Source organism: Providencia sp. wls1943 (assembly GCF_009706275.1).
In the GTDB taxonomy this organism is placed as follows: domain Bacteria; phylum Pseudomonadota; class Gammaproteobacteria; order Enterobacterales; family Enterobacteriaceae; genus Providencia; species Providencia zhijiangensis.
This window is the reverse complement of record NZ_WLTU01000004.1, coordinates 186,696-200,540: the sequence shown is the minus strand read 5'-3', so window position 1 is coordinate 200,540 and position 13,845 is coordinate 186,696. Positions and strand designations below refer to the sequence as shown.

The following is a 13,845-nucleotide window of genomic DNA, read 5'->3' as shown; positions in this document are numbered from 1 at the left end:
TTTCGGTTGAGTCGTTTTGCACACGCGTTCAAATTGCCATGGCAGGCTACGGCGGGAAGATGACAATCAGATTAAGGTGAAATGAAGGTTTTATTCAGAATGACAAAGACGATTGGAATTCAATAGCGGCTTTCTTTAGTATGATGGCAATTCTTTGCATAGCATCCTAACTGAGAGCCGAATGACTCGCACCCAACGCTTACTCACACTGATCCAGATCCTGAAAGAAAATCGCTATCCAGTCACTGCAGACGCCCTCGCCTGTCAGTTAGAGGTGAGTGTTCGTTCCATTTATCGGGATATTGAATCACTGCGAGATCAGGGGGCTGAAATTACCGGGGAAGCGGGCATTGGTTATCAGTTAAAAAGCGGATTATTACTGCCACCATTAATGTTCGATGAAAATGAGCTGGAAGCACTGATATTAGGTTTACGCTGGGTACAAAGTAATGCCGATGAAGAACTCAAAAACTCTGCCCTGCGCGCACTCAATAAAATTAATGCTGTGGTGGGTAAAGAGGCGCAGATCATCCTAAACAGTAATACGTTATTTGCCCCAACGACCCAACTTAATGAAATCGACGAGCATGTGGCTAAAAATTTACGCCTGAGTTTACGGGAAGAGCGCAAAGCCAAAATCGCGTATGTGGATATTAAAGGGCAATCCAGTGAACGGATTATTTGGCCCATTGCGGTAGGCTATATGAAAGACACCCAAGTGTTAGCTGCGTGGTGCGAGCTGCGTCAAAGCTATCGCCATTTCCGCTTAGATAGAATGCAATCTTACACCGTGTTAAGCGACACACTTCCCTACCCGAAAGGCTATTTACTCACCCGCTGGCAGCAAGAAGTCTTGTGCGTCGCTCCTGACAATTTCTGACACTGTCTTCGCTTATAGTCAGTGCTCTACTTCATTTAAGGAAAATCACGATGAGCGAGCTAGTTCTATTTACCAATGCAATGTCCCGCGGCAATACCGCTGAATTACTCTTAAAAATGATGGACGTTCCCTATAAGCGCATTGAATTAGCTTATGGTGCAGAGATGCACACCAAGGAATACCTTGCCATTAATCCGATGGCAAAAGTGCCCGCATTAGTTGATGGAGATGTCATTGTTACTGAATGTGCGGCGATTTGTCTTTATTTAGCCGATAAATTTATTGAAAAGGGCTTTGCTCCTGCGCTCAATAGCCCTGAGCGTGGTGCTTATTACCGATGGTTTTTATTCACCGCAGGTCCGATTGAATCTGCGTTTACCGTCCTTGATTTAGGTGTGGAATTAACAGAAGAACAGCAAAAATCGTCAGGCTTTGGCAGCGTTGAACGCACTTTAGCAACGCTAGATATCTGCCTAGCCAGCGCCAAGCCCTATATTTGCGGTGAAACATTAACCGCAGTGGATGTGTATGTCGGCTGCTTTGTGATGTTTTTAACTAAATATTGCAACTATACCGCCACCCCTGCGATGCAAACTTATATGGATAGCTTAGCAACACACCCAGAGATTGCTGCGCTGCTAGCGATATAGTACGTATTTTCATCACCGTGAAATACAAAAAGGCGCAGAATTAACCTGCGCCTTTTTAATTTCTCGCTAAAGAGAGTTAAACGATGCTTAACGCATTGTCACAAACTCTTCGGCAGCAGTCGGGTGGATTGCGACAGTGTTGTCGAAATCTTTCTTGGTTGCGCCCATTTTGAGAGCGACCGCGAAGCCTTGCAGCATTTCATCCATACCAAAACCGATACCGTGGATGCCGACAATTTTCTCTTCTTTACCCACACACACCAGCTTCATGCGGCATGGTTGGCGATGAGAAGTCACAGCGGTATACATCGCAGTAAATGAAGATTTGTAGCATTTCACTGCATCTTCGCCATATTTTTCAATGGCTTCTGGCTCGGTTAAACCTACTGTGCCAATTGGCGGATGGCTGAATACCACCGTTGGTACGTTGGTGTAATCTAAATGCTCGTCAGGCTTGTTATTAAATAAACGCTCAGACAAACGGCGACCCGCAGCAACCGCTACTGGCGTTAACTCTACCGCACCGGTGTTATCGCCTACCGCGTACACGCCAGCAACATTAGTATTCTGATATTTATCGACTTTAATATAGCCTTTCGCGTTTAGCTCAACGCCTGCCGCTTCAATATTCAGGTTATCCGTCATTGGCTCACGACCGATTGCCCAAATCAGCGCATCAACCGTTTGCTCGTGACCATTTTCTAATTTCAGTGTCAGTGAACCATCTGCATTTTTAACCACTTCTTTCGGAATGGATTCTGTGTGCAGCGTTGGGCCTTCTGCGTTCATCACTTCCACTAACGTTTCAACGATAAGTGGATCAAAGGCACGTAGAGGTGCATGTTTACGCACAAACAGGTGCGCTTCGCTACCTAAACCATTTAAAACACCCGCCAGTTCAACAGCGATATAGCCTGCACCGACGACAGCAACACGTTTAGGCAGCGCTTCCAGCTCAAAGAAACCGTCAGAGGTCATGCCATATTCTGCGCCAGGGATCGCAGGGATCACCGGACGACCACCCGTTGCGATCAGAATATGATCCGCGGTGTAAATTTCGCCATTCACTTCAACAGTATGTGCATCAACAAAACGAGCAAAACCTTTAATTACATCGACTTTATTATTGCCAAGTACGCGATCGTAAGATTGGTGGATACGGTCGATATAAGCTGTACGGCTCTCAATTAATTTCTTCCAGTTGAAATCATTGATAGTAGTATCGAAACCATAATCTGGACCATAAGCACGAATTGCTTCAGAAATTTGCGCTGCATGCCACATCACTTTTTTCGGTACACAACCGACGTTAACACAAGTGCCGCCTAACTCTTTAGCTTCAATCAGGGCACACTTTTGTCCGTACATCGCCGCACGGTTCATTGACGCAATACCGCCGCTACCGCCGCCAATTGCAATATAGTCGTAATGTTTGCTCATAACTTGGTTGTTCCCATTTGTTGAATTACGAATACGTTAATATTCTCTTATTATGCTATGTAAACATAAACATTTAAGATAGCTATTGCCTGTTACTGCAATAGCCAGAGTCTATTGTTACTCAGGTACAATCCACTCAACTAATGTATGCCCAGTGCCTTCTGGCACCAGTGTTTTATGTAACCATGGCAGGACATTTTTCATCTGCTGCTCAAGTTTCCAAGGCGGGTTAATGACAATCATACCGGATGCCGTCATGCCGCGTTGATCGCTGTCAGGGCGCACCGCTAATTCAATTTGCAGAATTTTACGGATACCCGTTGCTTCTAGCTGGTTCACCATACGTTTGATTTGCTGGCGCAGAACCACTGGATACCAAATCGCATAAGTGCCTGTTGCGAAACGTTTGTAACCTTCGACGACGCCTTTTACGACCGCTTCGTAGTCTGATTTCATCTCATAAGGTGGATCCATCAGCATAAAACCACGGCGGCTTTGTGGAGGTAATTTCGATTTTAACTGTTGATAACCATCTTCGCGGGCAACTTGTGCACGCTCATCGCGAGAAAATTCAGCACGCAATAGTGGATAATCACTTGGGTGTAACTCAGTTAAAATCAGTTTATCGTGCTCACGCAGTAAATGTTTCGCTAATAGTGGCGAGCCCGGGTAATAGCGTAAGCGACCGTTTTCATTTAAACGGCGTACAACTTGCATATAAGGCAATAGTTCCTCAGGTAAGTCCGGTTGCTCCCAAACTCGTGCAATCCCTTCGAGATACTCCCCTGTTTTTTCTGAATGTTCGCTGGTTAATTGATAACGACCCGCGCCGGAATGGGTATCCAGATACAGAAATGGTTTCTCTTTTTCTTTAAGAGACTCAATGATCAGACTTTGCACCGTATGTTTGAGAACATCCGCATGGTTGCCTGCGTGAAAGCTATGACGATAACTTAACATGTCGCGTTTATTTCCTGAGGAATTCAGCAGTCACTTTTGTGAATGCTGTTAATAGAATCTGTACAGAAGGTCTGTTGAATGAAAAATAGACCAAATAATTTCTTTCGCGCCATTATAGCTAAAATTTGATGGGATTGTCATAGTGACAAAACATGACAAAATTGCACATGACCTTTCCTTTCCAAAAAGTTATCCTAAGCAAAATTAAAAACCATAATAGGGAAAACAAATGAAACGAGTATTTATAATATCTTCCATATTAGCTGTATTTTTAGTGAATAATCCTGCAATAGCAGGTAATTCATCCCAAGGGTGTGAAATCAAAAAGCAGAAAATTGAAACTCAGCTCAAATATGCCAAAGCACACGGTAATACCTACCGTGTAAATGGCTTAGAGCGCGCACTCGAAAACGTTAACCGCTACTGTACCTCTGATTCGCTGTATCGCGATAGCCAGGAGAAAATTGCCGAAAAGCAAAAAAAAGTTGCTGAGCGCGAAGCTGAATTGCAGGAATCTATTCAAAAAGGTGACCCTGAAAAAATCGCTAAACATAAGCGTAAAGTTGCCGAAGCAAAGGCAGAGCTTCAAGAAGCCCAAGACCTTTCAGACATCTACAAAGATACCCTTTAATAAAAATTAAAGTTTAATCAAATAGTTAATTGTTATTCTTTATCTCACCCTATGCCTAATTTTGGATAAATAAAGGCATAGGGTGAAATTATCAACAAACTTAGGCTATAGTATAAAAGAATATAGAATGGTGAATTATAAGCATATTTTGATTAAGCAGTGAAAAGGGGAACGCATGTCAGACATGCAAGATGAGCAACAAAAAGAGACCAACAAATTAAAATCCACTCTAAACAAAAGCCTAGATGGCAGTAAAAAAGCCCTAACGTTCTCAATGAGGGTGGTTGATTTTGTTTGTGCAATTCCATTTATTGCACATTTAATCCGCACGGCTCAACGTTTTACCGATAGAATGGGTAACCAGTTTGGCGCCGCAATTACCTATTTCTCATTTTTATCTCTAATCCCCGTACTGATGTTTAGCTTCGCTGCGGCAGGTTTCGTGTTAGCCAGCAATCCTGAATTACTTGAAAAGCTCATTCGTGGCATTTCTGCCAACATTACTGATCCCACACTTGCCAATACTCTTGAACAGACCATTGATACCGCCATCCGCCAACGTACCACCGTGGGGTTAACGGGTTTAGCATTAGCCGTTTACTCTGGAGTTAACTGGGTGAATAACTTGCGCTTAGCCATTTTGGCGCAATCTCGTACCATTTGGGAACGGAATGAAGCCGAGCAAGAAAATATCATTTTCCGCTATGTTCGTGATTTTTTCGCGCTAATTGGCTTACTAATTGCGTTGATTGTCACTATTACACTGACCTCCGTAGCAGGCTCTGCGCAAGCGACCATTGTCAGTACACTTGGCTTAGACAGCATTGAGTGGCTTAAGCCCGTTTGGACCCTGATTGGTTTAGCGATTTCAATTACTGCTAACTTCTTATTATTTTTGTGGATTTTCTGGATTTTACCACGTATGCAGCACCGTCGCCGCTCACTGCTGAAAGGCACCTTACTCGCTGCTATTGGGTTTGAAATCATCAAATCTGTCATGACATGGATTTTACCAACCTTAGCCTCTTCACCATCGGGCGCAGCTTTCGGTTCAGTATTGGGGTTAATGGCATTTTTCTATTTCTTTGCCCGACTCACGCTCTTTTGCGCCGCGTGGATTGCCACGGATGAGCCGAAAGGTGGTACACAAGACGTTCTCACTTCTTAAATATCCATCATAGGGGAATGACGGATTTATCATTCCCCTCACTCATTTATTCCATTTCTTTGCTTATTGCATCTCTTTAATGAGCGTCGCCATCAAATCTTTTGCGCTCATTTCACGGACTTTTGCCACATTTTGTCCCGCCCAATGGGCTGCAAATTCATCACTGCCTGAGTGAGTAGCCGCGGCATTCAGCTGCTTACCCACATCGTAAGCAATCGGGTAATCTGGCAATTTATTCACATCATATTCCTGCCCTGCCTGCATAAATTGATTGAAAATACCTCGAGCAGGCCGCCCTGAGATAGCGGCAGTTAAATAAGTATTGTCCATCGTTTGGCTTTTCAGCTTACGACGATATCCTTCATTTGCCGCAGATTCTGGGCATAACAGAAAGGCGGTTCCTAATTGTGCGGCAGAGGCACCATGAGCAAGGGCTTGCTTGATATCCGCACCGTCCATGATCCCCCCTGTTGCAATAATCGGTAATTGGCTGTGTTTAGCAAGTAGAGCAACCAACTGATTGGTCGTCAGTTCTTCATCTTTGGATTGCATATCAAACATACCACGGTGTCCACCCGCTTCTATTCCTTGCGCCACAATCGCATCAATACCCGCTTGTTCAATTAACTGAGCTTCATGTAAGTTTGTCGCCGTCGCCATCGTAAAAATACCTTTTTCTTTCAAGGCATTAACAACTTCACGAGACGGCACATTGAAGTGGAAACTCACAACTGCGGGTTTCATTTCTAAGAAAAGCGCCAACATGGCTGGGTTATCTAAAAATGAGAGATAAATTTCATCCAATTGCTCCGGAGCTTGATGGTTAAATTGCTGAAATTTAGGCTGCAAATGTGCCAACCAAGCCTGTTCATTCTGGTTATTGCGTTGTGGTGTCGTATGGCAAAACACATTCACATTAAACGGTTTGTCCGTCAGTGCTTGAGTGGCAGCAATCATTGACCTTGCTTGATCTACCGAGCTCGCACCCAGTGCTAAGGAGCCCAATCCACCCGCCTCACAAACAGCGGCTACCAATGCAGGTGTTGAAACAACCGCCATAGGTGCTTGAATAATAGGATAACGTAGGTCGAGGCGATACAGTAATACATTGGAATGGCTCATACTTTCCTTACCTTTTTATGCTTACACGATAGATGAATAGCATGTTAATAAATTGCATATAATATGTATCTTTATCATTCTATCCCAATATTAATCCAATGAACCTAACTGTTTTTCGGAATGTGATAACAGCCGCATTTCTCATTACTATCATAAAATTAGCAAACTAAACTCATTCTAAGCGTGTATGTTATAGCGATAAACTGCCAAAGATACAGTGAGCCCGCGCCTAAGGAAGCCGACAATGCTAATCTCGCAATTGGAAAATCTATCTTGTGGTGTCGTCGTTTATTACCATAATCAGCCACAAAACTGCATTGGAACATTCTGCGCGCGAGGTAGCGATCTTGCGGGGAAACCATTAACTGTCGATACGCCTTTGCGCATTGCGAGTAACACCAAACCCTTTACCACCGCGGCGATTTTACGCTTGGCTGAAATGGGAAAACTATTTGTGGATGACGGTATTTCTCATTATATTTCACCAAAATACAATCAATTACTCTCACCAAAATATGACACTGAGGCGATTACCATCCGCTACCTACTCAACCACAGTAGCGGACTATTGGATCATGCCAACGAAGAATACCTCAAAGACGTCTTAAAGCGCCCTGATTATCAATGGACACGTTCAGAGCAAATTGAGCTATATGTTCAGCAAGACCACTCCTTTTTCCGTCCTTCCGAAGCTTTTATCTATTCCGATACGGGCTATATTCTGCTTGGAAATATTATTGAGCGAATGACGGGGCAAGCATTGGGAGAAGCCGTCCGAGAACTTTTGAAATTTAATGAAATTGGCTTGCAGAGCGCTTACTGGGAAACGTTTGAGTCCCCTGCCACAACGGAACCTCGTGCAAAACAGTACCTCGGAAAACTCGATTGCTCCGACATGGATCCTTCAATGGATGTGTATGGCGGTGGTGGCTTAGTGATGTCCTCGAAACAAATGGCGCAGTTCTTTGAAGCGCTATTTAGCGGTAAGATTTTTACCAAATCAGAAACCTTAGACACCATGTTAAGTGCAGGTTCCCATGAAGGGGCGCAAGGTTATCGACAAGGGATCATGGTCAACGAGGTTAACGGCATGACACTCTATTCCCATTTAGGCTTTTGGGGTTCCGTTGCGTACTACTCACCGGCAACTCAAACCAGTGCTGCGGGTTTTGTGGATAATCGAGATTCACGGAACGTACTGATAAACGCAATTGAAGCATTGTTGACGTCTAAATAAAGAGCTATCAACACAAAGAATAACCCTCACTAGTGAGGGTTATTCTTATTCAGTTGACCACTAACGAGTCAGCGGTGCTGGAATCGGTAACGCTGGTGCAGGTCCACCTTCTTGAGGCTCTGCTACGGCTGGAGATTCCTCCGGTGCTGCCTCCACAACCGCAGGCAATTTAGGCCATAACACTTGCGTGAATTTCTGACGAATTTGCTCCGCATCCATGGTCTGTTTTTCTTTCGGTTGCGCTAAGACAATCGCTGCTTCTTGAGACAGTAAACGACGCGCTTCCATGTTCACTTGTTCAAGATTTTGAGTCCCTAAGAACGCTTGTCTGAGTAATTGATACTGCTCAGGAGCGATATCCACAACACCATTTTGTTGTGAAATCAAACGCTGGCTAATTAACACATCTGTACTGGTACGCGCATATGCCGCAAACAGTTGTGATAATTGAACCTGCTTCTCTTTCATCATGTCATTGAACAGCTCTGGGTCAATACCATTTTGATTGATTGCCGCCAGCTCATTCAACGCCACATCCGCCACTGCGGCCATTTTTTCTGGTGGTGCAGAAATGGCTAACGTACAGCTCGCTTTTTGATACTGAACACGACAATCTAAGCCTGGAGTCACACCATCTTCAGCAAACTTTTGTTTAAAGGTTTTCTGCAATGAGCGGTAAATGGCTTCACGAGCGAGGTCGCTTCCCCAATAACGCAGCAAGACGTTGGAATCTTTAATTGGTAACCAATCGATATCCCAAATTAAAGAAAGCGTATCTTGCGTTGATTTATCTTGAAGAATATCAATTGCCTGAGGCTTAACTGACGATAAAACGGCAACCGAAACAGGCTCAGAGCGCTTGCCTTCTAATGATGAAAATGCTTGAGTAATACTGTCAGATAACATGCGAGAATCCACATGCCCCGCGACGTATAACGTCATAACATCAGGTGTGTACCATTTTTGATAGAACGAATTCACACTGGCTAAATCGACTTTACCGTTTGGCTTCTGCCCTGGATCATAACCTAGCATCGCCGACCCATTGAGACGAGCACGCCAAACAGGGTCATTGGCATTTACAGGCAAGGTAGCCACTGGAATATTAGGAGCGGTTAAGCCACTCTGCAATGAATTCTCAGTATACTGCGCCCCAGCGACAGACGTTGCCAACCAACTTAATGCTTGTTTCACCAAATCAGGGCGGTTGTTAGGCAGGCTTAAACTATAAATTGTGTAGTCGTAAGAAACCACGGCTGGAGGTAACGGCATATCAGGGTCGGTTGCCTGACGCCAAAAATTTTGTAATGTAGCTGCAGGGAAAGCTTCAGATTGATGGAATAGCGCCATTCGAGGGATCAGATAACTGTACCCTTTTTCACTGGCTTTTTCAGATAACGAACCTGTTTTAATGGCTAACCGAAGTTGGATTCGATCATTTGGACGCTGTGGTGTTTGTAATAACTGCCAATTAAAGCCATTCTCGAGCTTTCCTTGCTGCCATGCTGGATCGGGTTGTAAAGGTTCAGCACTAGCAAAACCAGTGACTGATAAAAGTACCACGCCGATGATATATCGCACTTTCAAACCCTGCATGTAGACCCCTATGTTCTTTATATCCTTGTATTTAACCGTAAACAGCAACAAAAAAATTAACGAAAAACGCTAATTGACTCGGTTAAGCGATATAGTTTGGCTTCATCAAAAATTTGATTATCACTATACCCGAAAAAAACATCGTTGCATGTTATTGAGATCATTGGACTGCACTCACTACACTAAGTCGCTACGTTGATCACTAAAATACATCTTGAATACCGCCATCTCAATGGAGGATGTTTTGTATTTTTGAACACTATAAATAGCGAGAGCCGCCTGAATCTTGTCACTAACAATATGATAGGTATGTGTAATGATATTAGACCACAAACCTTATAACATGTTCATGGCTTAATCTGAATTTTGTCGTTTTATTTGACGATGATAACCTTTCGCCAATAACCCTATCTCATCATCTTGATGATATTGAGAAACGTCCAAATGGTCGACGTGTGGATTTGCTTGCAACTCCCCCGCCATTTTACGCAGTGGGCGTACAATCATGCGGCTCACACACCACGTCATTGCAATAGAGATAATCAGCGCTAGCAGCAAATACGTTGTCGTTAACAACGCAAATGTGTTGAGTGCAAAACGATAAACCCGGTTAGAATCCACTTGTAACGTCAAATAACCTTGAGGTTTCGCTTGTGGCGCCATCGTGCCATAGGCATACAATGGGACAGTCATCTCCACCGGAATACCAATCAGCGGTAAAGACCATTCAGGGATCGGTTTCGGCGTGGCAAAGCTTAAATTCATTACCGTCGCATTATCCACCGTCACAATAGCTTTTCCCATAATCCCCGAGGTTTTCAGGCTCACAAGTAGCCTTTTGGCTTCGTTTAAATCGGAACTAAGTAGCGAATCCGTCAATGGTTTTTGGACTTGAACTACGGCATTACTCAGTTGATTTAAATAATCTTGTTTGCGCTGTTCTAAGAGGTAAGTAAATTGAATGGACAAAAAAAGTGCAAGAAAAAGCAACGTAATCACAAAGAATACGATCATGCTCTTAAACGTGAGTGAACGTTGGACACGAGTGTTCATTTCCCACAACCTTCCTAATCAAGCTGCTTTTTAAAGAAAAAATCGGACAAACAGTATACTTGATTTTCCGTATAAAAGTGCAGCTTTAAAAAAGAAAGATCACTTATTTAGGATAAGCTCCAAATTAACCGCTAAAGTGAGTAAATACAGCATGAAGAAACGGCAGAAAGTCTGCTTTTCTGCCGTCTAAAGTGATTAATTTGCGACTATTACCTGCTTTTCGTCTTCATCAACGGCAAAACAAGCGACTAACTGCTCACGGTAGTTTTTCAATGCTGGTTGAGATTGCGTGCATGGACCAAAAGCGCGTCGGCAACGTGCTGCAAACGCACACCCCGGAGGCGGATTCATTGGGCTCGGTAATTCTCCCGTTAATTTGATCCGCTCACGGCGCTGGTCAGGGTTCAAGCGTGGTGTCGCTGAAAGCAGCGCTTGAGTGTATGGGTGCTGAGGATTATTAAAAATCTGCTCTTTAGTCCCTTTTTCCACACAACGCCCCAGATACATCACCATCACTTCATCCGCGATATGCTCAACCACCGACAAATCGTGGGAAATGAACACATAGGAAAGTCCCAATTCTTGCTGTAAATCCATCATCAGGTTCAATACCTGAGCACGTACAGACACATCCAACGCCGATACTGGCTCATCCGCCACCACGACATCCGGATCCAACATCAATCCACGGGCGATAGCGATACGTTGACGCTGCCCACCAGAAAACATGTGTGGATAACGACTATAGTGCTCTGTTTTCAAACCTACTTTTGCCATCATCGACAACACTTTTTCTTTGCGCTGCTCTTTCGATAGCGAGGTGTTAATCAATAAAGGCTCTTCCAAAATTTGCCCGACTTTTTTACGCGGGTTCAACGAACCATACGGATTTTGGAAGACGATTTGGATTTTTTGACGACGTAATTTCTCTGCCGCTTTATCTTTAATCAGTAAGTTTTGATCACGATAATACAGTTCACCGTCTGATGGCTGCTCAATCATCGTTAACAGGCGCCCAAGTGTGGATTTCCCACAACCCGACTCCCCAACCACGGCTAATGTTTTCCCTTTTTCTAGTTCAAAAGAGACACCATCAAGCGCTTTGAGTGTTTTCTCCTTCGAGAAAACGCCGCCTTTCACAGAATAATATTTTTTTAAGTCCACCGCTTTTAAGAGCGGCGTTCCTTTGGCTTGTTGCTCACTCATAGCGTTGGTCTCCCCATATCATCCAGTGGCATGTGACATTTCACCTGACGGTCACCAATGGTTTGTAACGCAGGCTCTTCTTGGCGACAACGATCCGTTGCATACGGGCAACGCGGGTTGAGCAAGCACCCTTCAGGGCGGTCATACTTACCGGGTACAACACCCGGCAAGGAAGCTAAACGCGATTTGTTGCTAGCAAACTCAGGCAGTGCACGCAGCAATGCTTGGGTATAGGGGTGTCTTGGATGTTTAAAAATATCCTTCGCTTTCGCAGACTCAACCACTTGCCCTGCGTACATCACGATAATATGGTGCGCGGCTTCCGACACTAACGCTAAGTCATGGGTAATCAGTACTAGCGCCATATTTTCTTGTTGTTGTAATTCCAACAATAATTCGATGATTTGCGCTTGAATGGTCACATCAAGCGCCGTAGTGGGTTCATCGGCGATCAACAACTTTGGGCGACACGCAATCGCCATCGCAATCATAATTCGCTGACTCATTCCACCAGATAACTGGTGTGGATAGACGTCAAGGCGCGATTGAGGATCAGGAATTCCCACCATGTTTAGCAGATCAATTGCCCGCTGTTTACGGGTGCTTCGATTGCCCCCTTGGTGTACTTTTAACGCTTCCATAATTTGATAACCGACTGTAAAGCACGGGTTCAAACTAGTCATCGGGTCTTGGAAAATCATGGCAACATCTGCGCCGACAATTTGACGACGCTCTTTTTCAGGGATGGACAATAAATCACGTCCATCAAATTGCAACGATTTCGCCATCACTTTGCCGGGGTAATCAATTAACCCCATGATAGCCAGTGAGCTAACTGATTTACCTGAACCTGATTCACCGACGATCCCCACCACTTGCCCTTTCTCAACTTGGTAGCTGATGCGGTCAACGGCGCGAAACGGGGTTCCTTCGTCACCAAAGTGAACGGAAAGTTCTTCTACATTTAACAATGCCATTAGATTACCTCATCACTGCTTGAGTTTTGGATCAAAGGCGTCACGTAAACCATCACCCATCAGGTTAAACGCTAATACCGTTAATAAAATTGCTAATCCAGGGAACGTGACAACCCACCATGCGCTTTGTGCGAACTGCAACACATCAGACAACATAGTTCCCCATTCTGGAGTTGGTGGCTGCGCCCCCATTCCCAGAAAACCCAGTGCAGCCATATCTAAGATGGCATTCGAGAATCCTAAAGAGGCCTGTACAATCAGTGGTGCCAGACAGTTAGGTAAAATATTGACGAACATTTGACGCAACGCCCCTGCACCCGCCACTCTCGAGGCAGTCACATAGTCACGATTCACTTCTACCAGTACCGCAGCTCGTGTTAAACGAATATAGTGCGGTAATGCCACAAAGGTTAACGCTATCGAGGCATTGACAATCGAGGGACCGAAAATAGCCACCAAGACTAACGCTAACAGCAAGCTTGGCAGAGCCAACATAATGTCGACGACACGCATAATCAGCGCATCCACTACACCGCCAAAATAACCCGCGATCACCCCAATCGTTACCCCCATAATCAGGGATAACACCACCACGAGACAGCCCACTAATAACGAGAGCCTTGCTCCGTACATTAGGCGAGATAATAAATCGCGCCCAACATCATCCGTGCCAAGAATAAACTCCCATGACCCCCCTTCTTCCCAGACGGGTGGCGTCAACAATGCCTGACGGAATTGCTCATCAGGAGCATGAGGCGCTAATACCCCCGCAAGGATCGCAATTAACACCATTAAAATGATGTAGAACATCCCCACGACCGCGCCTTTGTTGCGCTTAAAATAATGCCAAAATTCTTGTAATGGTGTCATCGGCTTCGGGGCGCTGACAGCTTTCGACTCAGTTGTTTGAGACATGTTTGCGCTC

The 13,845-nt window shown here is 44.6% G+C and carries 13 protein-coding genes; 5 read left to right on the top strand and 8 right to left on the bottom strand.

Annotated elements, in window-relative coordinates; translation table 11 throughout:
- Nucleotides 1–181: 181 nt before the first annotated feature.
- The gene (locus GKR48_RS01700) at nt 182–880 is read left to right on the top strand and encodes a helix-turn-helix transcriptional regulator (RefSeq protein WP_154626488.1); all 699 of its coding nucleotides are present in this window, start codon (nt 182–184) and stop codon (nt 878–880) included.
- A gap of 50 nt (nt 881–930) precedes the next feature.
- Nucleotides 931–1,530, top strand: coding sequence for a glutathione S-transferase family protein (locus tag GKR48_RS01695; protein ID WP_154626486.1), 600 nt, complete (start codon nt 931–933; stop codon nt 1,528–1,530).
- 87 nt (nt 1,531–1,617) lie between these two features.
- On the opposite strand, the gene gorA is transcribed toward GKR48_RS01695, so the two are convergent.
- Nucleotides 1,618–2,970: a glutathione-disulfide reductase gene (gene gorA / locus GKR48_RS01690; RefSeq protein WP_154626484.1), complete on the bottom strand. Its 1,353-nt coding sequence runs from the start codon at nt 2,968–2,970 to the stop codon at nt 1,618–1,620.
- A gap of 117 nt (nt 2,971–3,087) precedes the next feature.
- Complete coding sequence (locus GKR48_RS01685; RefSeq protein ID WP_154626482.1) at nt 3,088–3,930, bottom strand: 23S rRNA (adenine(2030)-N(6))-methyltransferase RlmJ; 843 nt, start codon at nt 3,928–3,930, stop codon at nt 3,088–3,090.
- Between the two features lie 229 nt (nt 3,931–4,159).
- Between GKR48_RS01685 and GKR48_RS01680 the strand changes: the two genes are divergently transcribed.
- Both GKR48_RS01680 and yhjD read left to right on the top strand, forming a co-directional pair.
- Entirely contained in the window at nt 4,160–4,561 is a 402-nt protein-coding gene (locus GKR48_RS01680; protein ID WP_154626480.1) for a DUF1090 domain-containing protein, read from the top strand.
- Nucleotides 4,562–4,736: 175 nt separating this feature from the next.
- Nucleotides 4,737–5,729, top strand: a complete 993-nt coding sequence (gene yhjD / locus GKR48_RS01675; protein ID WP_154626478.1) for an inner membrane protein YhjD — start codon at nt 4,737–4,739, stop codon at nt 5,727–5,729.
- Between the two features lie 63 nt (nt 5,730–5,792).
- Here yhjD and GKR48_RS01670 read toward each other — a convergent pair whose 3' ends face one another.
- Nucleotides 5,793–6,851, bottom strand: a complete 1,059-nt coding sequence (locus GKR48_RS01670) for an NAD(P)H-dependent flavin oxidoreductase (protein WP_154626476.1) — start codon at nt 6,849–6,851, stop codon at nt 5,793–5,795.
- A gap of 244 nt (nt 6,852–7,095) precedes the next feature.
- Between GKR48_RS01670 and GKR48_RS01665 the strand changes: the two genes are divergently transcribed.
- A complete protein-coding gene (locus GKR48_RS01665; RefSeq protein WP_154626474.1) occupies nt 7,096–8,088 on the top strand; it encodes a serine hydrolase domain-containing protein in 993 nt (330 codons plus the stop codon).
- Between the two features lie 60 nt (nt 8,089–8,148).
- Here the strand turns inward: GKR48_RS01665 and GKR48_RS01660 are convergent, their stop codons facing one another.
- The 5 genes from GKR48_RS01660 to dppC form a co-directional block, all read right to left on the bottom strand.
- Nucleotides 8,149–9,684: a M16 family metallopeptidase gene (locus tag GKR48_RS01660; protein ID WP_154626472.1), complete on the bottom strand. Its 1,536-nt coding sequence runs from the start codon at nt 9,682–9,684 to the stop codon at nt 8,149–8,151.
- A gap of 354 nt (nt 9,685–10,038) precedes the next feature.
- Nucleotides 10,039–10,737: a HAMP domain-containing protein gene (locus GKR48_RS01655; RefSeq protein ID WP_154626470.1), complete on the bottom strand. Its 699-nt coding sequence runs from the start codon at nt 10,735–10,737 to the stop codon at nt 10,039–10,041.
- Nucleotides 10,738–10,932: 195 nt separating this feature from the next.
- Entirely contained in the window at nt 10,933–11,943 is a 1,011-nt protein-coding gene (dppF, locus tag GKR48_RS01650; RefSeq protein ID WP_154626467.1) for a dipeptide ABC transporter ATP-binding subunit DppF, read from the bottom strand.
- A complete protein-coding gene (gene dppD / locus GKR48_RS01645) occupies nt 11,940–12,920 on the bottom strand; it encodes a dipeptide ABC transporter ATP-binding protein (RefSeq protein ID WP_036948618.1) in 981 nt (326 codons plus the stop codon). The genes dppF and dppD overlap by 4 nt, the downstream gene beginning before the upstream one ends.
- Before the next feature lie 12 nt (nt 12,921–12,932).
- Complete coding sequence (gene dppC / locus GKR48_RS01640) at nt 12,933–13,835, bottom strand: dipeptide ABC transporter permease DppC (RefSeq protein WP_036948615.1); 903 nt, start codon at nt 13,833–13,835, stop codon at nt 12,933–12,935.
- Nucleotides 13,836–13,845 lie beyond the last annotated feature (10 nt).